This window comes from Euzebya rosea (assembly GCF_003073135.1).
GTDB classification, from domain to species: domain Bacteria; phylum Actinomycetota; class Nitriliruptoria; order Euzebyales; family Euzebyaceae; genus Euzebya; species Euzebya rosea.
On the sequence record NZ_PGDQ01000005.1, the window covers coordinates 1 to 15,876 of the forward strand.

10 protein-coding genes are annotated in these 15,876 nt (G+C 72.2%); 5 read left to right on the top strand and 5 right to left on the bottom strand.

What is annotated here, in order from left to right; translation table 11 throughout:
- Window positions 1-878: 878 nt before the first annotated feature.
- Both CUC05_RS07225 and CUC05_RS07230 read right to left on the bottom strand, forming a co-directional pair.
- The gene (locus CUC05_RS07225) at window positions 879-1,832 is read right to left on the bottom strand and encodes a D-isomer specific 2-hydroxyacid dehydrogenase family protein (protein ID WP_205712187.1); all 954 of its coding nucleotides are present in this window, start codon (window positions 1,830-1,832) and stop codon (window positions 879-881) included.
- 37 nt (window positions 1,833-1,869) lie between these two features.
- Window positions 1,870-5,301 (bottom strand): CocE/NonD family hydrolase, encoded by a 3,432-nt coding sequence (locus tag CUC05_RS07230; RefSeq protein ID WP_170127942.1) that lies wholly within the window; start codon window positions 5,299-5,301, stop codon window positions 1,870-1,872.
- 94 nt (window positions 5,302-5,395) lie between these two features.
- Here CUC05_RS07230 and obgE point away from each other — a divergent pair, with 94 nt between their 5' ends.
- The 3 genes from obgE to CUC05_RS07245 are packed head-to-tail and all read left to right on the top strand — an operon-like array spanning window position 5,396 to window position 9,487.
- Window positions 5,396-6,913 carry a GTPase ObgE gene (obgE, locus tag CUC05_RS07235; protein WP_157965316.1) on the top strand — a complete coding sequence of 506 codons (1,518 nt, stop codon included), beginning with the start codon at window positions 5,396-5,398 and terminating at the stop codon, window positions 6,911-6,913.
- On the top strand, window positions 6,906-8,024 hold the full coding sequence (gene proB, locus CUC05_RS07240) for a glutamate 5-kinase (RefSeq protein ID WP_108665438.1): 1,119 nt from the start codon (window positions 6,906-6,908) through the stop codon (window positions 8,022-8,024). The genes obgE and proB overlap by 8 nt, the downstream gene beginning before the upstream one ends.
- Window positions 8,025-8,083: 59 nt before the next feature.
- Window positions 8,084-9,487, top strand: coding sequence for a S8 family serine peptidase (locus tag CUC05_RS07245; RefSeq protein WP_108665439.1), 1,404 nt, complete (start codon window positions 8,084-8,086; stop codon window positions 9,485-9,487).
- A gap of 56 nt (window positions 9,488-9,543) precedes the next feature.
- Here CUC05_RS07245 and CUC05_RS07250 read toward each other — a convergent pair whose 3' ends face one another.
- A complete protein-coding gene (locus CUC05_RS07250; protein WP_108665440.1) occupies window positions 9,544-10,734 on the bottom strand; it encodes an RsbRD N-terminal domain-containing protein in 1,191 nt (396 codons plus the stop codon).
- Window positions 10,735-10,780: 46 nt separating this feature from the next.
- Window positions 10,781-11,440, bottom strand: coding sequence for a TetR/AcrR family transcriptional regulator (locus CUC05_RS25095; protein ID WP_170127943.1), 660 nt, complete (start codon window positions 11,438-11,440; stop codon window positions 10,781-10,783).
- Window positions 11,441-11,588: 148 nt separating this feature from the next.
- Here CUC05_RS25095 and CUC05_RS07260 point away from each other — a divergent pair, with 148 nt between their 5' ends.
- A complete protein-coding gene (locus tag CUC05_RS07260; RefSeq protein WP_170127944.1) occupies window positions 11,589-14,252 on the top strand; it encodes an efflux RND transporter permease subunit in 2,664 nt (887 codons plus the stop codon).
- Between the two features lie 86 nt (window positions 14,253-14,338).
- Here CUC05_RS07260 and CUC05_RS07265 read toward each other — a convergent pair whose 3' ends face one another.
- A complete protein-coding gene (locus tag CUC05_RS07265) occupies window positions 14,339-14,824 on the bottom strand; it encodes a hypothetical protein (RefSeq protein WP_108665443.1) in 486 nt (161 codons plus the stop codon).
- Window positions 14,825-14,982: 158 nt separating this feature from the next.
- Here CUC05_RS07265 and CUC05_RS07270 point away from each other — a divergent pair, with 158 nt between their 5' ends.
- A complete protein-coding gene (locus tag CUC05_RS07270) occupies window positions 14,983-15,864 on the top strand; it encodes an AAA family ATPase (RefSeq protein ID WP_205712188.1) in 882 nt (293 codons plus the stop codon).
- Window positions 15,865-15,876 lie beyond the last annotated feature (12 nt).

Consider the following 15,876-nt stretch of genomic DNA (forward strand, 5'->3'; position numbering starts at 1 on the left):
ACCCCTGACCCCATACCCCGAACCCCACCTCTCACCTGTCTCGATCGTGTGTTCGAGTATACCGCCTCGACGGTCTCGGATCGGGTGTTTCCCCAGCTCAACCAGCATTTCTGACGGTTCGTCAGTGGTGATCGTCTCCGCTTCGTGGCTGCTGTTGGACACTGTCATCCAAGGCGGTCTGAAGTGGGCAACAACCCGGCACACGCGACGATGTGACCCGATCCGGACACCTGTGGACGGCGGACGAGCATCGACGATTCTGAGGGCCCCGGGCGGCTGGCAGCCGCCACCCGCGCCTCGGCACCTTCGAGGAGGCATCCCGGACGTGAGAGGCGTCCCCAACCTCCGCGTCGAAGGAGCCGGCCGTCGCGTCACGGTGGGGCGGGCAAGACGTCGTTCGCCGACCCTGGTATCCGACGACGATTGTGGCCAGCGGTGCACGGGTGCTCCCTTCACCACGATCGTCGGGCACCACCAATCGTGGAGTGGCCGACGGTGGCTGGCGACGCGGTCCTGGGTGCCACCGCCGTTGGTGGACGCCCACGCCGTCCGCCGGGGCCGACGCCGGCCGTCTGGAGACGTCGATCGGGGGCGCTGACGTCGATCGCCGACGCCGGTCGAGGGTTCCGACGCCGAGGCCCCGGGGCCGACGCCGGCCGTCTGGAGCCGTCGATCGGGGGCGCTGACGTCGATCGCCGACATCGGTCGAGGGTTCCGACGCCGAGGCCGTCTGGAGGTGCCGATCGTGGGCGCTGACCTCGATCGCTGCCGGGCCACCACGCACTTGTCGCTGCAAGGTGCGACCGACGCAGGTGTTCACGCACAGGACCGCCCGGAGCCCCAACCGCCGGTCCGCCGGGTCGAGGTGCCCGGGCAGGTCAGTAGCCGAGCGCCGGGTCCACGGGGCCGATCAAGGGACGGTCATCCCCGAGGCGTCGCACGTTGGCGGTCACGCGGGCGCTGACCAGCGGCACGGCCATCGCCTCGGTGTTGGCCGTGTGCGGGGTGATGATCGCGTTGTCCATCCCCCACAGCGGGTGGCCGTCGGGCAGGGGCTCGGGGTCGGTGACGTCCAGGGCGGCTCCGGCGATCACGCCGTCGCGCAGGGCGACAACCAGGTCATCGGTGACGACGTGCTGCCCGCGAGCAACGTTGACCAGCCAGGCGTGGTCCGGCATGGCCGCCAACGCCCCGGCGTCGATGACCCCCGCCGTCTCCTCCGTCAACGCAAGCGCCAGGACCACCAGGTCGGCCCCGTCCAGCGCATCGAGCGTCCCGTCAGGGGTCACCACCCGGCTGGCCCCCTCCAGCGGCTCGCCCGACCGACGGACCACGGTGATGTCCGGCTCGAACGGCCCGAGCAACCGCAGGAACGACTCGGTGATGCCCCCGCCTCCCAGCACCGTCACCCGACGGCCGATCAACGAGGTGCCCCACTGCGGCCCCCATCCACGGGCCGTGACCCGACCGGGCAGGCCACGCAGCCCCGCCAGGGACAGCATCAGCGCGTGCTCGGCGACGGGATCGGCGTACACCCCCTTGCCGCACAACCACTTCCGTCCGTCGTCGAACAGCCCGAGCGCGGCGAAGGCCTCCACGCCTGCCCACAGCAGCTGCACGACCTCGATGTCGGGGTTGGCCGTCAGGACGTCGCTGACGCCCGCCGCGTCGTTGGGGTCGGTCCACACCAACATGCGGGCCCGATCGGGCGACACCACCTCCCCGCCACCGGCGACGACCGCGTCGACGAGGTGGGGGCGCAACCCCTCGGGCAGCACCGCGACTGGCACGGGACTGGACGGCATGTCGGGCACGAGGTGCAGATCGGGCATGGCGACCATCCTGCCCCGCCAGCCCCCCGACCGGGTGTCAGGCCAGGGGGTCGGTCCGGCAGTGGTTGCGCTGCGAGACCCCGCACGCCGGCTGGCCGGCCTGCCCGGCCACCGCAGCCGGCACCGGCGCGGCGACGGCGACGGGCAGGACCAGCGCCGACGGGGTGTCCTCGCCGTGGTGGACGGTCACCCGCGCCGGGGTCGGGTCCAGCTGGAACCCCTCCAGCTGCGGCACGGCGGTCGGCGCCTCGACCCACATGCGCAGGCGCGACCCCTCGCGGATCACGTGCCCGAACGGCAGCACCTCGACGCGGACCAGCGATGGCTCGCTGACCGACAACGGGGCGACGTCGGCCTCTCGGTGGGTGTGGACCGGCAGCAGCGCCGTCGTCCGGGCGCGGTCCAGCTGCCGCTGCGACGCCCGCAGCCACCCCTGGTTGACGAACACCTCGGTGCCGTCGGCGCGCACCTCCGTCAGGGTGACCTGCAGGTCGACGTTGGGGGCGGTGGCCGTGATCCACAGGTCCGCCGACGCCGACCCCAGCAGCGCAACGTCATCGGTGTACGGCTGAGAGGTGAAGGCCGCGAACGTGCCCGGGGGAGGGGACCAGCGATCCCACGTGGTCACCGTCTGGTAGCTGGCTCCGAGCGTGGTGCCGTCGGCGACGCCCTGTGACCCTGCGGCGTTGTGCAGCCAGCTCGACGTGCCCTCGACCATCGTCCCGCCGAGGGTGCCGTCGGCGGACAGGCCGGTCACGACGGCGTCGGCCTGGTCGCCCCAGCCGTCGAGCTCGGTGACCCAGCGCGGGTCGGTCGTCTCGCCCTGCTCCCAGAAGACGCTCACGGCCGGTTCGGCCAGGTAGTCCGCCAGCGGCGTCCCGTCGGCCAGGACCTCGGGAGCGACCAGGTGGGCCTCGAGGAACCGGTCGAGCTGCGCCATCTGCGGCCCCTCGCGGTAGGTCCCGTGGTCACCGTTGGACAGGACCGCACGGTAGGGGACACCCAGCTCGTCCAGCGTGGCCAGGAAGTGGGTGTTGCGGCTCATCAGCTGCTCGTCCTGCCACGACAGCGCCTGGTAGACGGGCACGTCGATCCGGTCGGCGTGGGTCAGCGGCGACCGCTCGGCGTGCAGCAGCACGTCGTAGGGGTGGGTCTCGGCCTGCAGCAGCGGGTTCGTCGGAGCGTTCGTCGCGTGGTGGCGCAGGTTCGCCGCACACGTGGCGTCGCCCGCGAACACCTCACCCGGTGCGGCCAGCACACCCGGGCCGGGCTGGGAGATGAAGGACCACAGCGCCGCGAAGGCGTAGTTGGGGATTCCGCCGGGGTTGGCGATGTCGCGGTAGACGTCGGCGTAGTAGTGGCCGGGCGAGATCGCCGAGAGGTGCGGCGGCCGTGTCTCGGCCACGAACAGCTGGGTGATCCCCGGGTAGGACTTGCCGATCATGCCGACCCGGCCGCTGGACCACGGCTGTGCGGCCGCCCACTCCACGACCTCGTAGCCGTCGTGGGCCTCGGCCGGCTGGAAGAAGTCGAACGTGCCGCCCGAGCAGGACGTGCCCCGCAGGTTGACGCCCAGCAGGGCGTAGCCGTCGGGCAGGTACCGCTCGGCGTACCCGCTGTCGGGGTCGGCGCCGGCGGCGTACCCGTCGTAGGTGAACAACGTCGGGTGGGGCCGGTCGTCGTCGGGCCGCACCAGCTCGAACGCCAGCTCCACACCGTCGCGCATCGTCAGGTAGCCCCACTCGCGGACGGCGTCGACCCCACCGATGGTCGTGGTGGTCGACCCGATGATCCGCGCCGTCGTCTCGTGCCCGAACGACCGGGGCACGTCGGTCCAGGGCGTCGACGTGGGAACGCCGTCGGGGCAGGGCGCGGTCGCCCCTGCCTGCTCCCGGGTGGCCACGGCCAGGCCGCAGCGGTCGTCGGCGACTGGCACGCGCAGGACCGACCGGGACAGGTCGATCGTGGCGGTGTAGCCCGTCCCGGCCGGCAGCGTCGCGCTGTCGGACCCCGACACGGTCAGGCGCAGCGTCGAACCCTCGTCGAGCGTCGCGTCGAATGGATACGTGCGGATCCGGTAGGGGGTGGGGTGGCCGGGGGTGACGGGGACCTGGGCAAGCAGGGACTCGCGGTGGACCGCCGAGAGGTAGCCGCGGACGAGCTGGCGGGTCTGCCCGTTGCTGCGGACCTCGTCGAGCCGGACGGCGAAGTGGCCGTCGGGCCGGTCCAGGCCGATCACCGCGTCGAGGTGGGCCTGACCGGAGAGGTGACGCGCCGGGGCCGGCAGGTCGATGCTCCAGTCCCCGTCCTCGACGAAGGTCGCGCTCCCCTCGCCCAGCGGGAGGACCGCCTCGGAGCCCATGCCGCGGACGGAGTCCACCGCTCGCCACGCGTTGTCCTGGTCCTGGACCTGGACCTCGGGCCACTCGGTGATGCCGGTGTCCAGCCCCATCAGCTCGTGGTCGAACCAGGCGTGGATCGTGTCGTACCAGTCGTCGCGGGCGATCGTGTCGGGGGCGTCGTAGGGGTACTTGTGCGCCCACTGGCCGATGATCGCCCGGCGGAACGTCGGGATCTCGTCGAACCAGCCGTCGAGGTTGATCGGCGAGACGGTGAAGTCCTGCAGGCCGGTGACCATCAGCATCGAGGCGGTGATGTCCTGCACGCCGGCGCGGAACTCCCGCTCGGCCCAGTACTCCGTCATGTCGCCGCCGGGGTCCGCACCGTTGAGGAAGTTCTCCGGCTGGCAGGTGTGCCGCTCGAACCGCCGCGGCATCGCCCCCACGTCACCGGGCACGTCCAGGTCGTACAGCTCGTAGGCGGTCGCCGACAGCAGCCCGTTGAGGGCCAGCGGCACCCCGTCGAAGTAGGCGACGTCGTACAGCCCGGCGATGCCGGCCACGCTGACCATGGTCTCCAGGCCGCGCGGATCCAGCACGGCGCCGGCGTGCTGGGTCTCTGCGTCGTAGGACTTGCCGTAGGACCCGACCTTCCCCGACGACCACGGCTGGTCGGCGAAGTGCTCCACGAGGGTCGCGAAGTCCTTGGCCTGGTTGGGGCCGTCCTGCTCGCCGCAGCCGCCGGAGTTGCCGGTCCCGCGCAAGTCCGACAGCACGACCGTGTACCCCTTGGGCGTGAAGAACTCGACCAGGTCCAGCGAGCGGGAGTCGTCGCCCAGCAGCAGGCCGTTGTAGTACGGCGAGTGCACCAGGATGACCGGAGTCGGCACGCCGCCCGTGTCGGGTCGGTACACGCGGGTGTGCAGGACGATCCCGTCATGCGCCTCGACCTCGACGACCTCGGGAGTGGTGACCTCGTCGTACCGGTCGGCCGACAGGCCCCGTGGGGCGAACACCAGGGGCGCCGACCCACCTGACCCGGACTGCGCGGCGGCGGGCAGCACCGAGAGGAGGAGGACGAGGCAGGTCAGCAGGACGGTCGATCGACGCATGCCATGGGTGTTCGACACGCGGGACCGGAAGTCCTTGCGGGTCCGGCGGGGGCGATCGATACCGTGCCGGCCGAGGGTGCACACCGTCACCCCGGCTACGCTCGGCCCTGCCATGTTCACCGACCTCGTCAAGATCAACGTTCGCGGCGGCAAGGGTGGTGACGGTGTCACCTCCTTCCGACGCCAGCCCTACGAGCCCAAGGGTCCGCCGGAAGGCGGCGACGGGGGCGACGGGGGCGACGTCGTGCTGGTCGCCGACGAAGGCCTGTCGACCCTCATCGACTTCCACTTCCGGCCGCACCGCAAGGCGGGCAACGGCGTCAACGGCTCCGGCGACCTGCGCCACGGTGCCCGGGGCGACGACGAGGAGCTGGCGGTCCCCGTCGGCACCGTCGTCACCGACGCCGAGACCGGCGAGCTCATCGGCGACATGGTCCACGACGGCCAGCGGCTGCTGCTCGCCCGGGGCGGACGCGGCGGTCGGGGCAACGCGGCCTTCCGCACCCGCCAGCGGCGCGCCCCCCGGTTCCACGAGTTCGGCGCCGAGGGCGACGAGCTGTGGGTCCAGCTCGAGCTGAAGCTGATCGCCGACGTCGCGCTCGTCGGCTTCCCCAACGGCGGCAAGTCCTCCCTCATCTCCCGTCTGTCGGCCGCCAAGCCCAAGATCGCCGACTACCCCTTCACGACGCTCCAGCCCAACCTGGGCGTGGTCACCGTCAACGACGAGTCCTTCGTCATCGCCGACGTCCCCGGCCTCATCGAGGGTGCCGCCGACGGCAAGGGCCTCGGCCACGAGTTCCTCCGCCACGTCGAGCGTGCCGGTGCGCTGGTCCACGTGCTGGACTGCGCCTCCGGGTACTCCGCCGAGGTCGTCCGTCCCGGCACCGACGACATCCCGGCACGTCGCTACGAGCAGCGCAACCCCATCGACGACCTGCACCAGGTCCTCGAGGAGCTTCGCTCCTACATGCCCGAGCTGCTGGACCGCCCGGCGATCGTGTGGCTCAACAAGGTCGACGTCGACCCCGACATGGCCGAGCTGGTCAAGCCCGAGCTGGAGAAGGAGGGGTGGGAGGTCCTGGCCGGCAGCCCGGTGACCGGGCAGGGCCTGGACCCGCTGCGCTACCGCCTTGCCGACCTGGTCCGCCAGGCGCGAGCCGAACGTGCCGATCCCGAGCATCCCGATCCCGTCGAGCGGCCCGTCCTGCGTCCCCGCCAGGTCCGCAACGAGAAGGACTTCACCATCGAACGGGTCGCCCTCGGCGGCGACGAGTACGGCTGGCGCGTCCACTCCGACCGGCTCGAACGCTGGGTTGCCCAGCTCGACCTCGGCAACGAGGACGCGGTGGACTACCTCCAGGGTCGGCTCAAGCGTGCCGGCCTGGAGACCGCGCTGGCCGAGGCCGGCGCCCACCCGGGTGACGACGTCGAGCTCGGCGGTGCGGTCTTCGTGTTCCAGCCCGAGGACTGGGCCGGCGACGACGAGGACTGGGACGACTGGGAGGGCAACGACCGCGGCCAGGAGTGGGATGTCGACGAGACCCCGGTCGAGATCGACCTCGACGAGATCGACCTCGACGACGAACCCGACGACGAACCCGACGACAAGGACGACGAGGGCGATGGCTGACCGGCGCTACGACCCCGCCCGCCGGGTCGTGGTGAAGGTGGGGTCCTCCACCCTCACCGCCGAGGACGGCGGCCTGGACCGGCGCTGGGTGGACGACCTGTGCACCCAGCTGGCCGCCCTGCGCGCCGACGGTGTCGAGGTCGTGCTGGTCTCCTCCGGAGCCGTGGCCGCCGGCCTGCGTCCGCTGGGCCTGACCGACCGGCCCACCGACCTCGGTCGGCTCCAGGCCGCCGCGAGCGTCGGGCAGGGCGAGCTGGTGCACGCCTACGCGGCCGCGCTTCGCCGCCACGGGCTGGTCGCCGGCCAGGTCCTCCTCGTCCCCGACGACCTCGTCACCCGTGACCGCTACCTCAACGCCCGCACCACCTTCAGCGAGCTGCTGGCCATGGGGGCGCTCCCGATCGTCAACGAGAACGACACCGTCGCCACCGAGGAGCTGCGGTTCGGCGACAACGACCGCCTCGCCGCGCTCGTTGCCTCCATGCTCGGCGTGGACCTGCTGATGCTGCTGTCCGACGTCGACGGGCTGCACGACGGCAAGCCCAGCGCGGGCGCACCCGTGATCGACGAGGTCCACGACCTGTCCACGCTCGATGACCGCCACCGCGGCGGGACGGGGTCGGCGGTCGGCTCCGGCGGCATGGCCAGCAAGCTCGACGCGGCCAGGGTCGCCACGTTCAGCGGCGCCTCCTGCGTGATCGCCCGAGGTCGCCGTCCCGACGTGGTCCTCGAGGTGGCCCGCGGCGAGCAGGTCGGCACGTGGTTCCCGCCGGCTCGCAAGCGCCCGGACTCCCGTCGCCTGTGGCTGGCGTTCGCGCACCAACCCGCCGGCCGGCTGCACGTCGACGCCGGCGCGGTGCGGGCCCTCGCCCAGCGCGGCTCGTCGCTGCTGGCGATCGGCGTCACCGCCGTCGACGGCACGTTCGTACGGGGTGACGCCATCGACGTGGTCGGGCCCGACGGGCATCCCGTGGCCCGCGGCATCGTCGGCTACGACGCGGCGGAGGTCACCGCGATGCGCGGCCGCTCGACCGAACAGCTCACCGAGGAACAGGGCGAGGCGTTCACCGCGCCGATCGTGCACCGCGACGCGATGGTCGTCACCGCGTGACCCGAGCGGGGGAGGGAACGCGGCGAACGGGTCGCGAACCTGCGACGCTGGACTCCACGATGGATCGTGGTCACCGCAGCCCCCGAGCCCTCACCGCGGTCGCGGTGCTGGCGGCGCTGCTGCTGGTCGCGGCGGCCCCGCCGAACGACCCGCTCGTCTCCCAGCAGCCCCACCTGACCGTCGTCGGGGCGTTCGACGCGTGGGACGTGCGCCGCGGGGAGGGCGCCGTCGTCGCGGTCCTCGACACCGGGGTCGACCTGGACCACCCCGACCTCGCCGGACGGCTGGTCGAGGGCATCGACCTGGTCGAACCCGACACCCCACCCGACGACCCCCAGGGGCACGGGACCATCGTCGCCGGCGTGATCGCTGCCGTCGCCGGCAACGGCCGCGGCGTGGCCGGCGTCGCACCCCAGGCCATGGTGATGCCGATCCGCGTGCTCGATGCCGAGGGACGCGGCACCTCCGACGTCGTCGCTGCCGGTATCCGCCATGCCGTCGAGCAGGAGGTGCAGGTCATCAACCTGTCCCTCGCGGAGGTCCAGTCCGACGACGGCGAGGGCGAGGACGAGGGCATCAGCCGTCCTCCGGGCCTGCCGGGTGTCTCGCTGGTGCAGGACCGCGAGGTGCTCCTTGCGATCGAGGAGGCCAACGAGGCGGGGATCCTCGTGGTTGCCGCCGCGGGCAACGACGGCCGCTCCTCCACCCCCTACGACGAGGACGTCCCCGTGGTCGTCGTCGGGGCCACCGACAACGACGACGTCGTCTGGGAGGAGTCCAACCACGACGACCGCACGTTGTTCGCCCCCGGCGTGGCGATCCTGTCGACCTGGAGCGACGGCCGCTACGCACGGTCCGACGGCACGTCGTTCGCCACACCGATCGTCGCCGCCGGCGCCGCGATGCTGATGGGCGCCGGGGTGTCGGCGGAGGACGCCACCACCCGCCTCGTCGAGACGGCCGTGCCGCTGGAGGACGACCAGCAGCAGCCGGTGGGGCTCGGTCGGGTCGACCTCGCCGCCGCCGTGCAGGGTGTCGAGCCGGCCCCGCCGACCACACCGCCGGCCGTCGCCACGCCGACCCCGGCGCCGCCGCCCGCCACGACAACGACGCCCACACCGGCGCCGAGCGGCGGGCAGGAGGCCGTCGGGCCCGTGCAGGAGGTCACCGAACCCCCGCCGGCCCCCGCCCAGGTCACCGAGCCGCCGCCCGACATCACCCAGGCCGCCCCCATCGCGACCACCCCGCCGCCCACGGCCGTTGCGCTCGAGCCCGTCGAGGTCGTGACCGTCCCGACGGCGGTGCCCACGACCCCCTCGGCAACGCCCGCCACCCCCCGCGACCCCCAGCCCGGCCTGGCCGTCGACGAGCAGGACCGTGGCCCCCTCATCACCGTCGCCACCATGCTGCTCGGCGTGGACGTGCTGCTGGCCGGCTGGGTCCTGGCCGGCCGCCGGCCCTGACCCGCGCCCGACCCGCGGGCCCGACCCCCGCGCCCGACCCGCGTCCCTGACCACGCTCACTCCACGGGCGACGCCTCGGCGATCAGCAGCGCCAGCCGGCAGCGCATGAGCCCGTCGCTGGTCCGCGGGTCCAGTCCGGCCCGTTCGACGAAGCGGTCCAGCCGGTAGGCGACGGTGTTGGCGTGCACGTCGATCGCCTCGCCCGCGGCGACGAGCTTGGCGTCGGCCCGGATGTAGGCGTCGACGGTGCGGGCCATCTGCGGGTCGGCTCGCAACGCGGCCACGGCGTCGCGGACCAGCGGCTCGACGCGTGCCAGCTCACCGCTGGCGACGCAGGCGAACCAGTCCTCGGCGTAGGCCAGCCGAGGCCGTCCCAGCGCCGAGGCAGCGGCGTGGGCGAGCTCGGCGTCCCGGACCGTTTCCCTGGCGCCCGCCAACCCCGGACGGGCCATCCCGACCCCGACCGGTCCGTCGGGCAGGGCCAGCGGGAACGCCCCGTCGTCGGTGGCCACGGTGAGCAGCACCACGGTGTCGGGCCGCTCCACCATCACCACGCCGTCGCGGCACGAGCGCAGCGGGTCGTCGCCCTCCTGCGGGGGCCGCACGGCCGCCACGAAGGTGGCGTCCGGATCGAGTCCGAGGGCGGCAGCCTCCCGGCGTGCCGCCGACTCCGTCGCGGGCAGGCCGGCCAGGATGTCGACGAACCCGGCGGACCGTCGGCGGGTCCTCGCGACCTGCTCGCGGGCCATGGCGTAGTGGGCGTCGGTGACCACCGAGGACACGGTGTGCATCATCGTCCAGAAGTGACGCGACAGGCTGAGCAGGTCGGTGACGGTCTCGTGGCCCTGTCCCGTCGCGCGGTCGCTGAGGGCGGACCAGACCTCCCCGAAGGCGACCTGCATCGCCTCGACGAGCTGGTCGACGGGGAGCGCCTGCATCGCCCGTCGTTCCCCGAGGGCCCGCCGCGTCTGGATCTCCTGCTGCGTCAGGTCGCGGTCCTCCGCCAGCACCCGGACGAGCATGCCGGTCGTCGCCCTGACCGACCACCACAGGTCGTCACGGGGGACCGACTGGCCGGTGTAGGACCCCAAGCGCGTCTGGATGGTCCGCACGACGGACTCCGTCAGGTCGTCGACGTCGTGCAGAAGCTCCGCGGCGACCCGTGAGGCGGGGCGGGTGGCCACGGCGACCGGTTCCGCGGACAGCGCTGTGTCGTCGAAGCGCAGCGGGTCGAAGGTTCGGCTCACGCGCCTTCATGCTGCCACAGCACGGGGGGCGATGGCGGCGGTCCGGTCACTCCTCGGCGGCGAGGGCGGCGATCCCGTCCAGCACACGGTCGATCGCGAACGCGAAGGCCCGGTCGCCGTCCACGTCCGGCCACACCCCAGCGACCGCCAGGATGTTGGGGAAGCGATCGTCGGCTGCCGACGTCAGCTGGTCCATGAAGGCGTACTGGGCCTCGGGCGTCGAGCCGAGGATCTCGTCGGCGGACCGCTGCATGAGGGTGTCGCCGAGGATGGTGGAGAACACCACCCGATGGGCCTGGACGGCCTGCTCGGGTGTCAGCCCCGCCGTCAGGAAGGCCCCCATGATGGTGTCGAGGACACGCAGCATCGTCTCGGTCCGGATGCCCGAGGCCATGGCGACCTCGATGATGCCGGGATAGCGGACGAAGACCCGGCGGACCTGGACCGCCGCCTCGCGCAGCGTCCGACGCCAGTCGGGGCCGTGGTCGACCGGGTCGACCCCGGCGATCAGGCGCTCCATCACCAGCTCGGTCAGCTCGTCGATGTCGCCCACGTGCCGGTACAGCGACATGGGAGCGCGGCCCAGCTCCCGTGCGACGCGGCGCATGGACAGGGCCTCCATCGTCTCCTGCTCCACCACGGCGAGAGCGGCATCGACGATCAGGTCCTTGGTGAGGGGGAGGGCGGGCTGCGTCGACGTGGACATGCGTACACCGTACACATTCCTGCGCGTACGGTGTACGCTCTCTCCGTCGCACCCGTCACGATCGGGTGTGTGCCCCCGGTTCCGGCGCCATCTCCTCCTGCGACCCCTGTGCTCGCGTCCGGACCGACCTCCAGAAAGGTCTCCGCCTGTGAACGCTCTCGTCATCGCCCTGTCCAACGCCGTCAGGCGTGCCCCCGCCGCAGTGCTCGTCGTTGCCCTCGTGCTGACCGCCGCCATCGGCGCCGTCGGCTTCCCCAGGATCGAGCAGGGGGGCGGCAACGAGGGCTTCAGCCCCGACAACCCCGAGCTGCTGGCCCAGCAGCGCGTGCAGGAGGTCTTCGGCTCCTCCGGTGACGTCGTCCTGCAGGTCCTGCTGCGCGCCGACGAGGGTGGAGACGTGCTGTCGGCCGCGGGAGTGCAGGCGACCCTGACCATCCAGCAGGCGGTGCAGGGCAGCGAGTCCGGGCAGTACCTGGTCCAGCGTCCGGACCAGCCGCCGTTGATCTCCCCGCTGCTGGGTGTCCTCCAGGCCGCTGGCGCGCAGGGCATCGACCCGACCACGCTGGACGACGCCACCGTCGACCAGCTGTTCGCCGCGTCGCTGGCGCAGATGCCGACGGAGCAGGCCGGCTTCGTCACCGGTCTGCTGCCGGCCTCCGCAGGCATCGACGCGGCAACCCCGGTCGAGCAGGCCGAGTCGCCGCTCGCCCTCGCCATCCTCTTCCTCGACAGCGAGGCGCTGCCGGCCGACGACATCGAGGCTGCCGAGGTCGTCCAGGACATCGCCGCCACCATCGAGGGGGTCGACGTCGACGGCGTCACGCTCGAGCCGTTCGCCTTCGAGCTGCTGTTCGCCAACCAGGACAGCTTCGCCGAGGAGATCGGCCGGCTGTTCAGCATGGCCATCGGCATAATCCTGCTGATCCTCGGGTTCGTGTACTTCTCCAAGCCGCAGGCGGACGGCAGCTGGTTCAGCTCGGCTCGCCGTACCGTCGCCGACGTCGCCGCGACCATCGCCGTGATCATGATGGCGATCGTCTGGGTGCAGGGTTTCGCCGGCATCCTCGGCCCCCAGGGCCTCGGCTGGATCGACGCGCTGGCCGAACCCGCCCAGCTGCTGCCGGTCCTGCTGGTCGGCCTCGGCGTCGACTACGGCATCCACATGACGTCGCGCTACCGCTCCGAGGTTGCCGAGGGGACGGTGCCCGATGCGATCGGCACGGCCACGAAGACTGTCGGTGTGGCCCTGGTCCTGGCGACCGTCACCACCGCCGTCGGGTTCCTGACCAACCTGACCGCCCCCGTGCCGGCGCTTGCGGACTTCGGCGTGCTCGCCGCGGTCGGCATCGTCGCCGCGTTCGTCCTGATGCTGACGGTCTTCCCGTCGCTGCGCCTGCTGCTGGACCGTCGCGCCGAGGCGAAGGGCACCCTGCCCCGCCAGACCATGTCGTCCAACAGCGAGGGCCTGCTGCCTCGCATGATGGCCGGCGTGTCGGTCTTCGCCGAGCGGCTGGCGATCCCCACCCTCGTCGTGACCGCCGGCATCGGTGGCGTGCTGGGCGTCATCGGCCTGATGAACGTCTCCACGGAGTTCTCCTTCACCGACTTCCTGCCCGAGGACGACCCGCTGATCGTCACCTTCGACACCCTGACCGAGGAGTTCGGCGGGGGCGCGGGCGAGACCACCACGGTCGTCATCGACGGCACCATGACCGCCGAAGCCCACAACGCCCTCGTGGCGGCCCAGCAGGAGCTGGCGAGCGTCGAGGACGTGCAGGTCTTCGGCGAGAACGCCCAGGCCACCTCGCCGGTGACCGTCCTCGGCCAGGTGCTGGCCACCCTCCAGCCGGCGGATCAGGTGCCGCCCGGCGCGGGGCTGGCCACGCCGGTCGACCCGGCGCTCGCGCAGCAGGTCGCCGGCATGCTCGAGCCGGGTGGCCTGACCGTCCCGGCCGGCACCGACGTCGAGGCGCTCTACGACCTGCTGCTGCAGGCCGCCCCCGACGTGGCCGGCCAGGTCATCGCCGCGGAGGACGACGTGGTCCGCGTCACCGTCTCCACCGCCGCCGGTGAGGACCGTGCCGTCGCACTGGGCGAGAACCTCGACGCCGTGTTCGCGCCGGTCGAGGCCGAGCTCGGCGAGGACAGCGTCGTCGTCACCTCCGACGGGATCATCTCCAGCCGGATCGTGACCAGCCTGCGCGACAGCCAGCTCCGCTCGCTGTTCATCGCCGTCTTCGCCGCCATGGTGCTGCTGGTCCTGAACTTCTGGGTCACCGAGCGTCGTCCGATGCTCGGTGTCGTGACCATCGCCCCGGTGGCGCTGGTGGTCCTGTGGACCTTCGGCATGATGGCCGCCACGGGTGTCCCGGTCGGTCCGGTCACCGCCACGATCGCCGCCCTGGCCGTCGGCATCGGCGTGCCCTACACCATCCACGTGTCGCACCGGTTCAGCGAGGACCGGGAACGCTTCGCCACCGCCGAGGAGGCGATCCGGTCCACCGTCAGCCACACCGGCGGCGCGCTGGCCGGCTCGGCCCTGACCACCATCGCCGGCTTCGGCATCCTGGTGACGTCGTCGCTGGTCCCGTTCCAGCAGTTCGGCCTGGTGACCGTCTACTCGATCGGCTTCGCGCTGATCGCCTCGACCGTCGTGCTGCCGGCGATGCTGGTGCTGTACGACCGCTCGCGCCGACGCCGCGAGGGCGACCCCGTGCCGCCCGCTGGTGGTGCTGGTGCCGCCGCCAGCGGCAGCAACGAGGAGTGGTGGACCCAGCCGCCCGCACCCGAGACGGCCGTCTCGGGCAGCTGACCAGTCGGCACGGCACAACCGCAACGGGCCGGTCCCCCCAGGGGATCGGCCCGTGTCGTTGTCGTGGTCCCGAGGTGGTCGGGCGGTCAGCCCTGCGGGAACGCCGGCGGGCGCTCGCCACGCCAGGCAGCGTCGTCGGCGACCTGCAGGACCATCTCGGTCAGCATCGCCGGGGTGACCTCGAGCAGGCGCCAGATCTCCACGGCCATGCCGAGGTCGGAGGTCCAGCGCGCCACGACCTCGTCGTCGTCGCGGTCGACCTCGACGAACAGCACCCGCTTGGGCGACATCTGTCGGGTGGACAGCTTGACGATGAACTCCTCCCCGGACTCCGTCCAGCCCGTGCGCACGATGAAGGAGTCCGGCTTGCTGGCCTTCAGCTGGTCGGCCACGGACTTGAGGTGGGCGGCGAGCTCGGCATGACGGGCGTTGCGGGCCTCGTCCTGGTCGCGCTCGGCCTGCTCGGCCTCCTGTCGCAGCCGTTCCATCTCGGCCTCGGCCTGCTGGCGCTGCGCGGCCAGCTCCTCGTTGTTGGACAGCCTTGCCTGCAGGGCATCGGAGAAGTCGCTCATGGCCGCCCACTGTAGGACGGCCGCCCGCGCGGCCCCGGCCGGGGACCGACGCCGAATGGGCGATGCCGACGGGGGCACCTAAACTGACCGGAGTCATCGACTGCACACCGACACCGCCGCGGGTGGACGACACCCCGCGGCCGAAGGGACGCTCCAGCGTGGGAACCGAGTTCGCCGGCCTGCCCGACACCGAAGCTCGCCTCGAGGCGGTGGGCTACCTGCCCTCCACCTCCATCGCGACGGTGACCTACCTCGCCGACCGGCTGGGCAAGCCCGTCCTGGTCGAGGGGCCCGCCGGCGTCGGCAAGACCGAGCTGGCCAAGGCCGTCGCGGCTGCCAAGGACGCCCGGCTGATCCGCCTGCAGTGCTACGAGGGCCTCGACGAGGCCAAGGCGCTGTACGAGTGGAACTACTCCAAGCAGCTGCTGCGTATCCAGGCGGCGGGCGAGGGGCGCGCGTGGGACGAGACCCACGACGACATCTTCGGCCGCGAGTACCTGCTGACCCGCCCGCTGCTGGAGGCCATCAGCGTCGACACCCCGACGGTGCTGCTGATCGACGAGGTCGACAAGGTCGACTTCGAGTTCGAGGCGCTGCTGCTGGAGATCCTGTCGGACTTCCAGGTCACCATCCCCGAGCTCGGCACGGTCGCCGCGGTCCACCAGCCCTACGTGGTGCTGACGTCCAACTCCACCCGTGAGCTGTCGGAGGCGCTGAAGCGTCGCTGCCTGTACCTGCACATGGACTACCCCGAGATCGAGCGGGAGAAGGCCATCGTCATGCAGAAGGTGCCCGAGGTGCCCGAGCAGCTCGCCGAGCAGCTCGTCCGGGTCGTCCGCAGCCTGCGCAACCTCGAGCTGAAGAAGGCCCCGTCGATCTCGGAGACCCTCGACTGGGCCCGCACGCTGCTGGCGCTCGGCTTCGACACCATCGACGCCGACGTCGCCGCCTCCACCCTCAACGTGGTCCTGAAGTACCAGGCGGACCTCGAGAAGGGCCTCAAGCACCTGTCGGTCCCGCCGGACCCGTCGCTGAACTAGGCGGCGCCCCCG

Coding starts and splice junctions, on each gene's coding strand:
- CUC05_RS07225 (WP_205712187.1), bottom strand. CDS start 1,832: ATGCCCGATCTGCACCTCGTGCCCGACATGCCGTCCAGTCCCGTGCCA.
- obgE (WP_157965316.1), top strand. CDS start 5,396: ATGTTCACCGACCTCGTCAAGATCAACGTTCGCGGCGGCAAGGGTGGT.
- proB (WP_108665438.1), top strand. CDS start 6,906: ATGGCTGACCGGCGCTACGACCCCGCCCGCCGGGTCGTGGTGAAGGTG.
- CUC05_RS07245 (WP_108665439.1), top strand. CDS start 8,084: ATGGATCGTGGTCACCGCAGCCCCCGAGCCCTCACCGCGGTCGCGGTG.
- CUC05_RS25095 (WP_170127943.1), bottom strand. CDS start 11,440: ATGTCCACGTCGACGCAGCCCGCCCTCCCCCTCACCAAGGACCTGATC.
- CUC05_RS07265 (WP_108665443.1), bottom strand. CDS start 14,824: ATGAGCGACTTCTCCGATGCCCTGCAGGCAAGGCTGTCCAACAACGAG.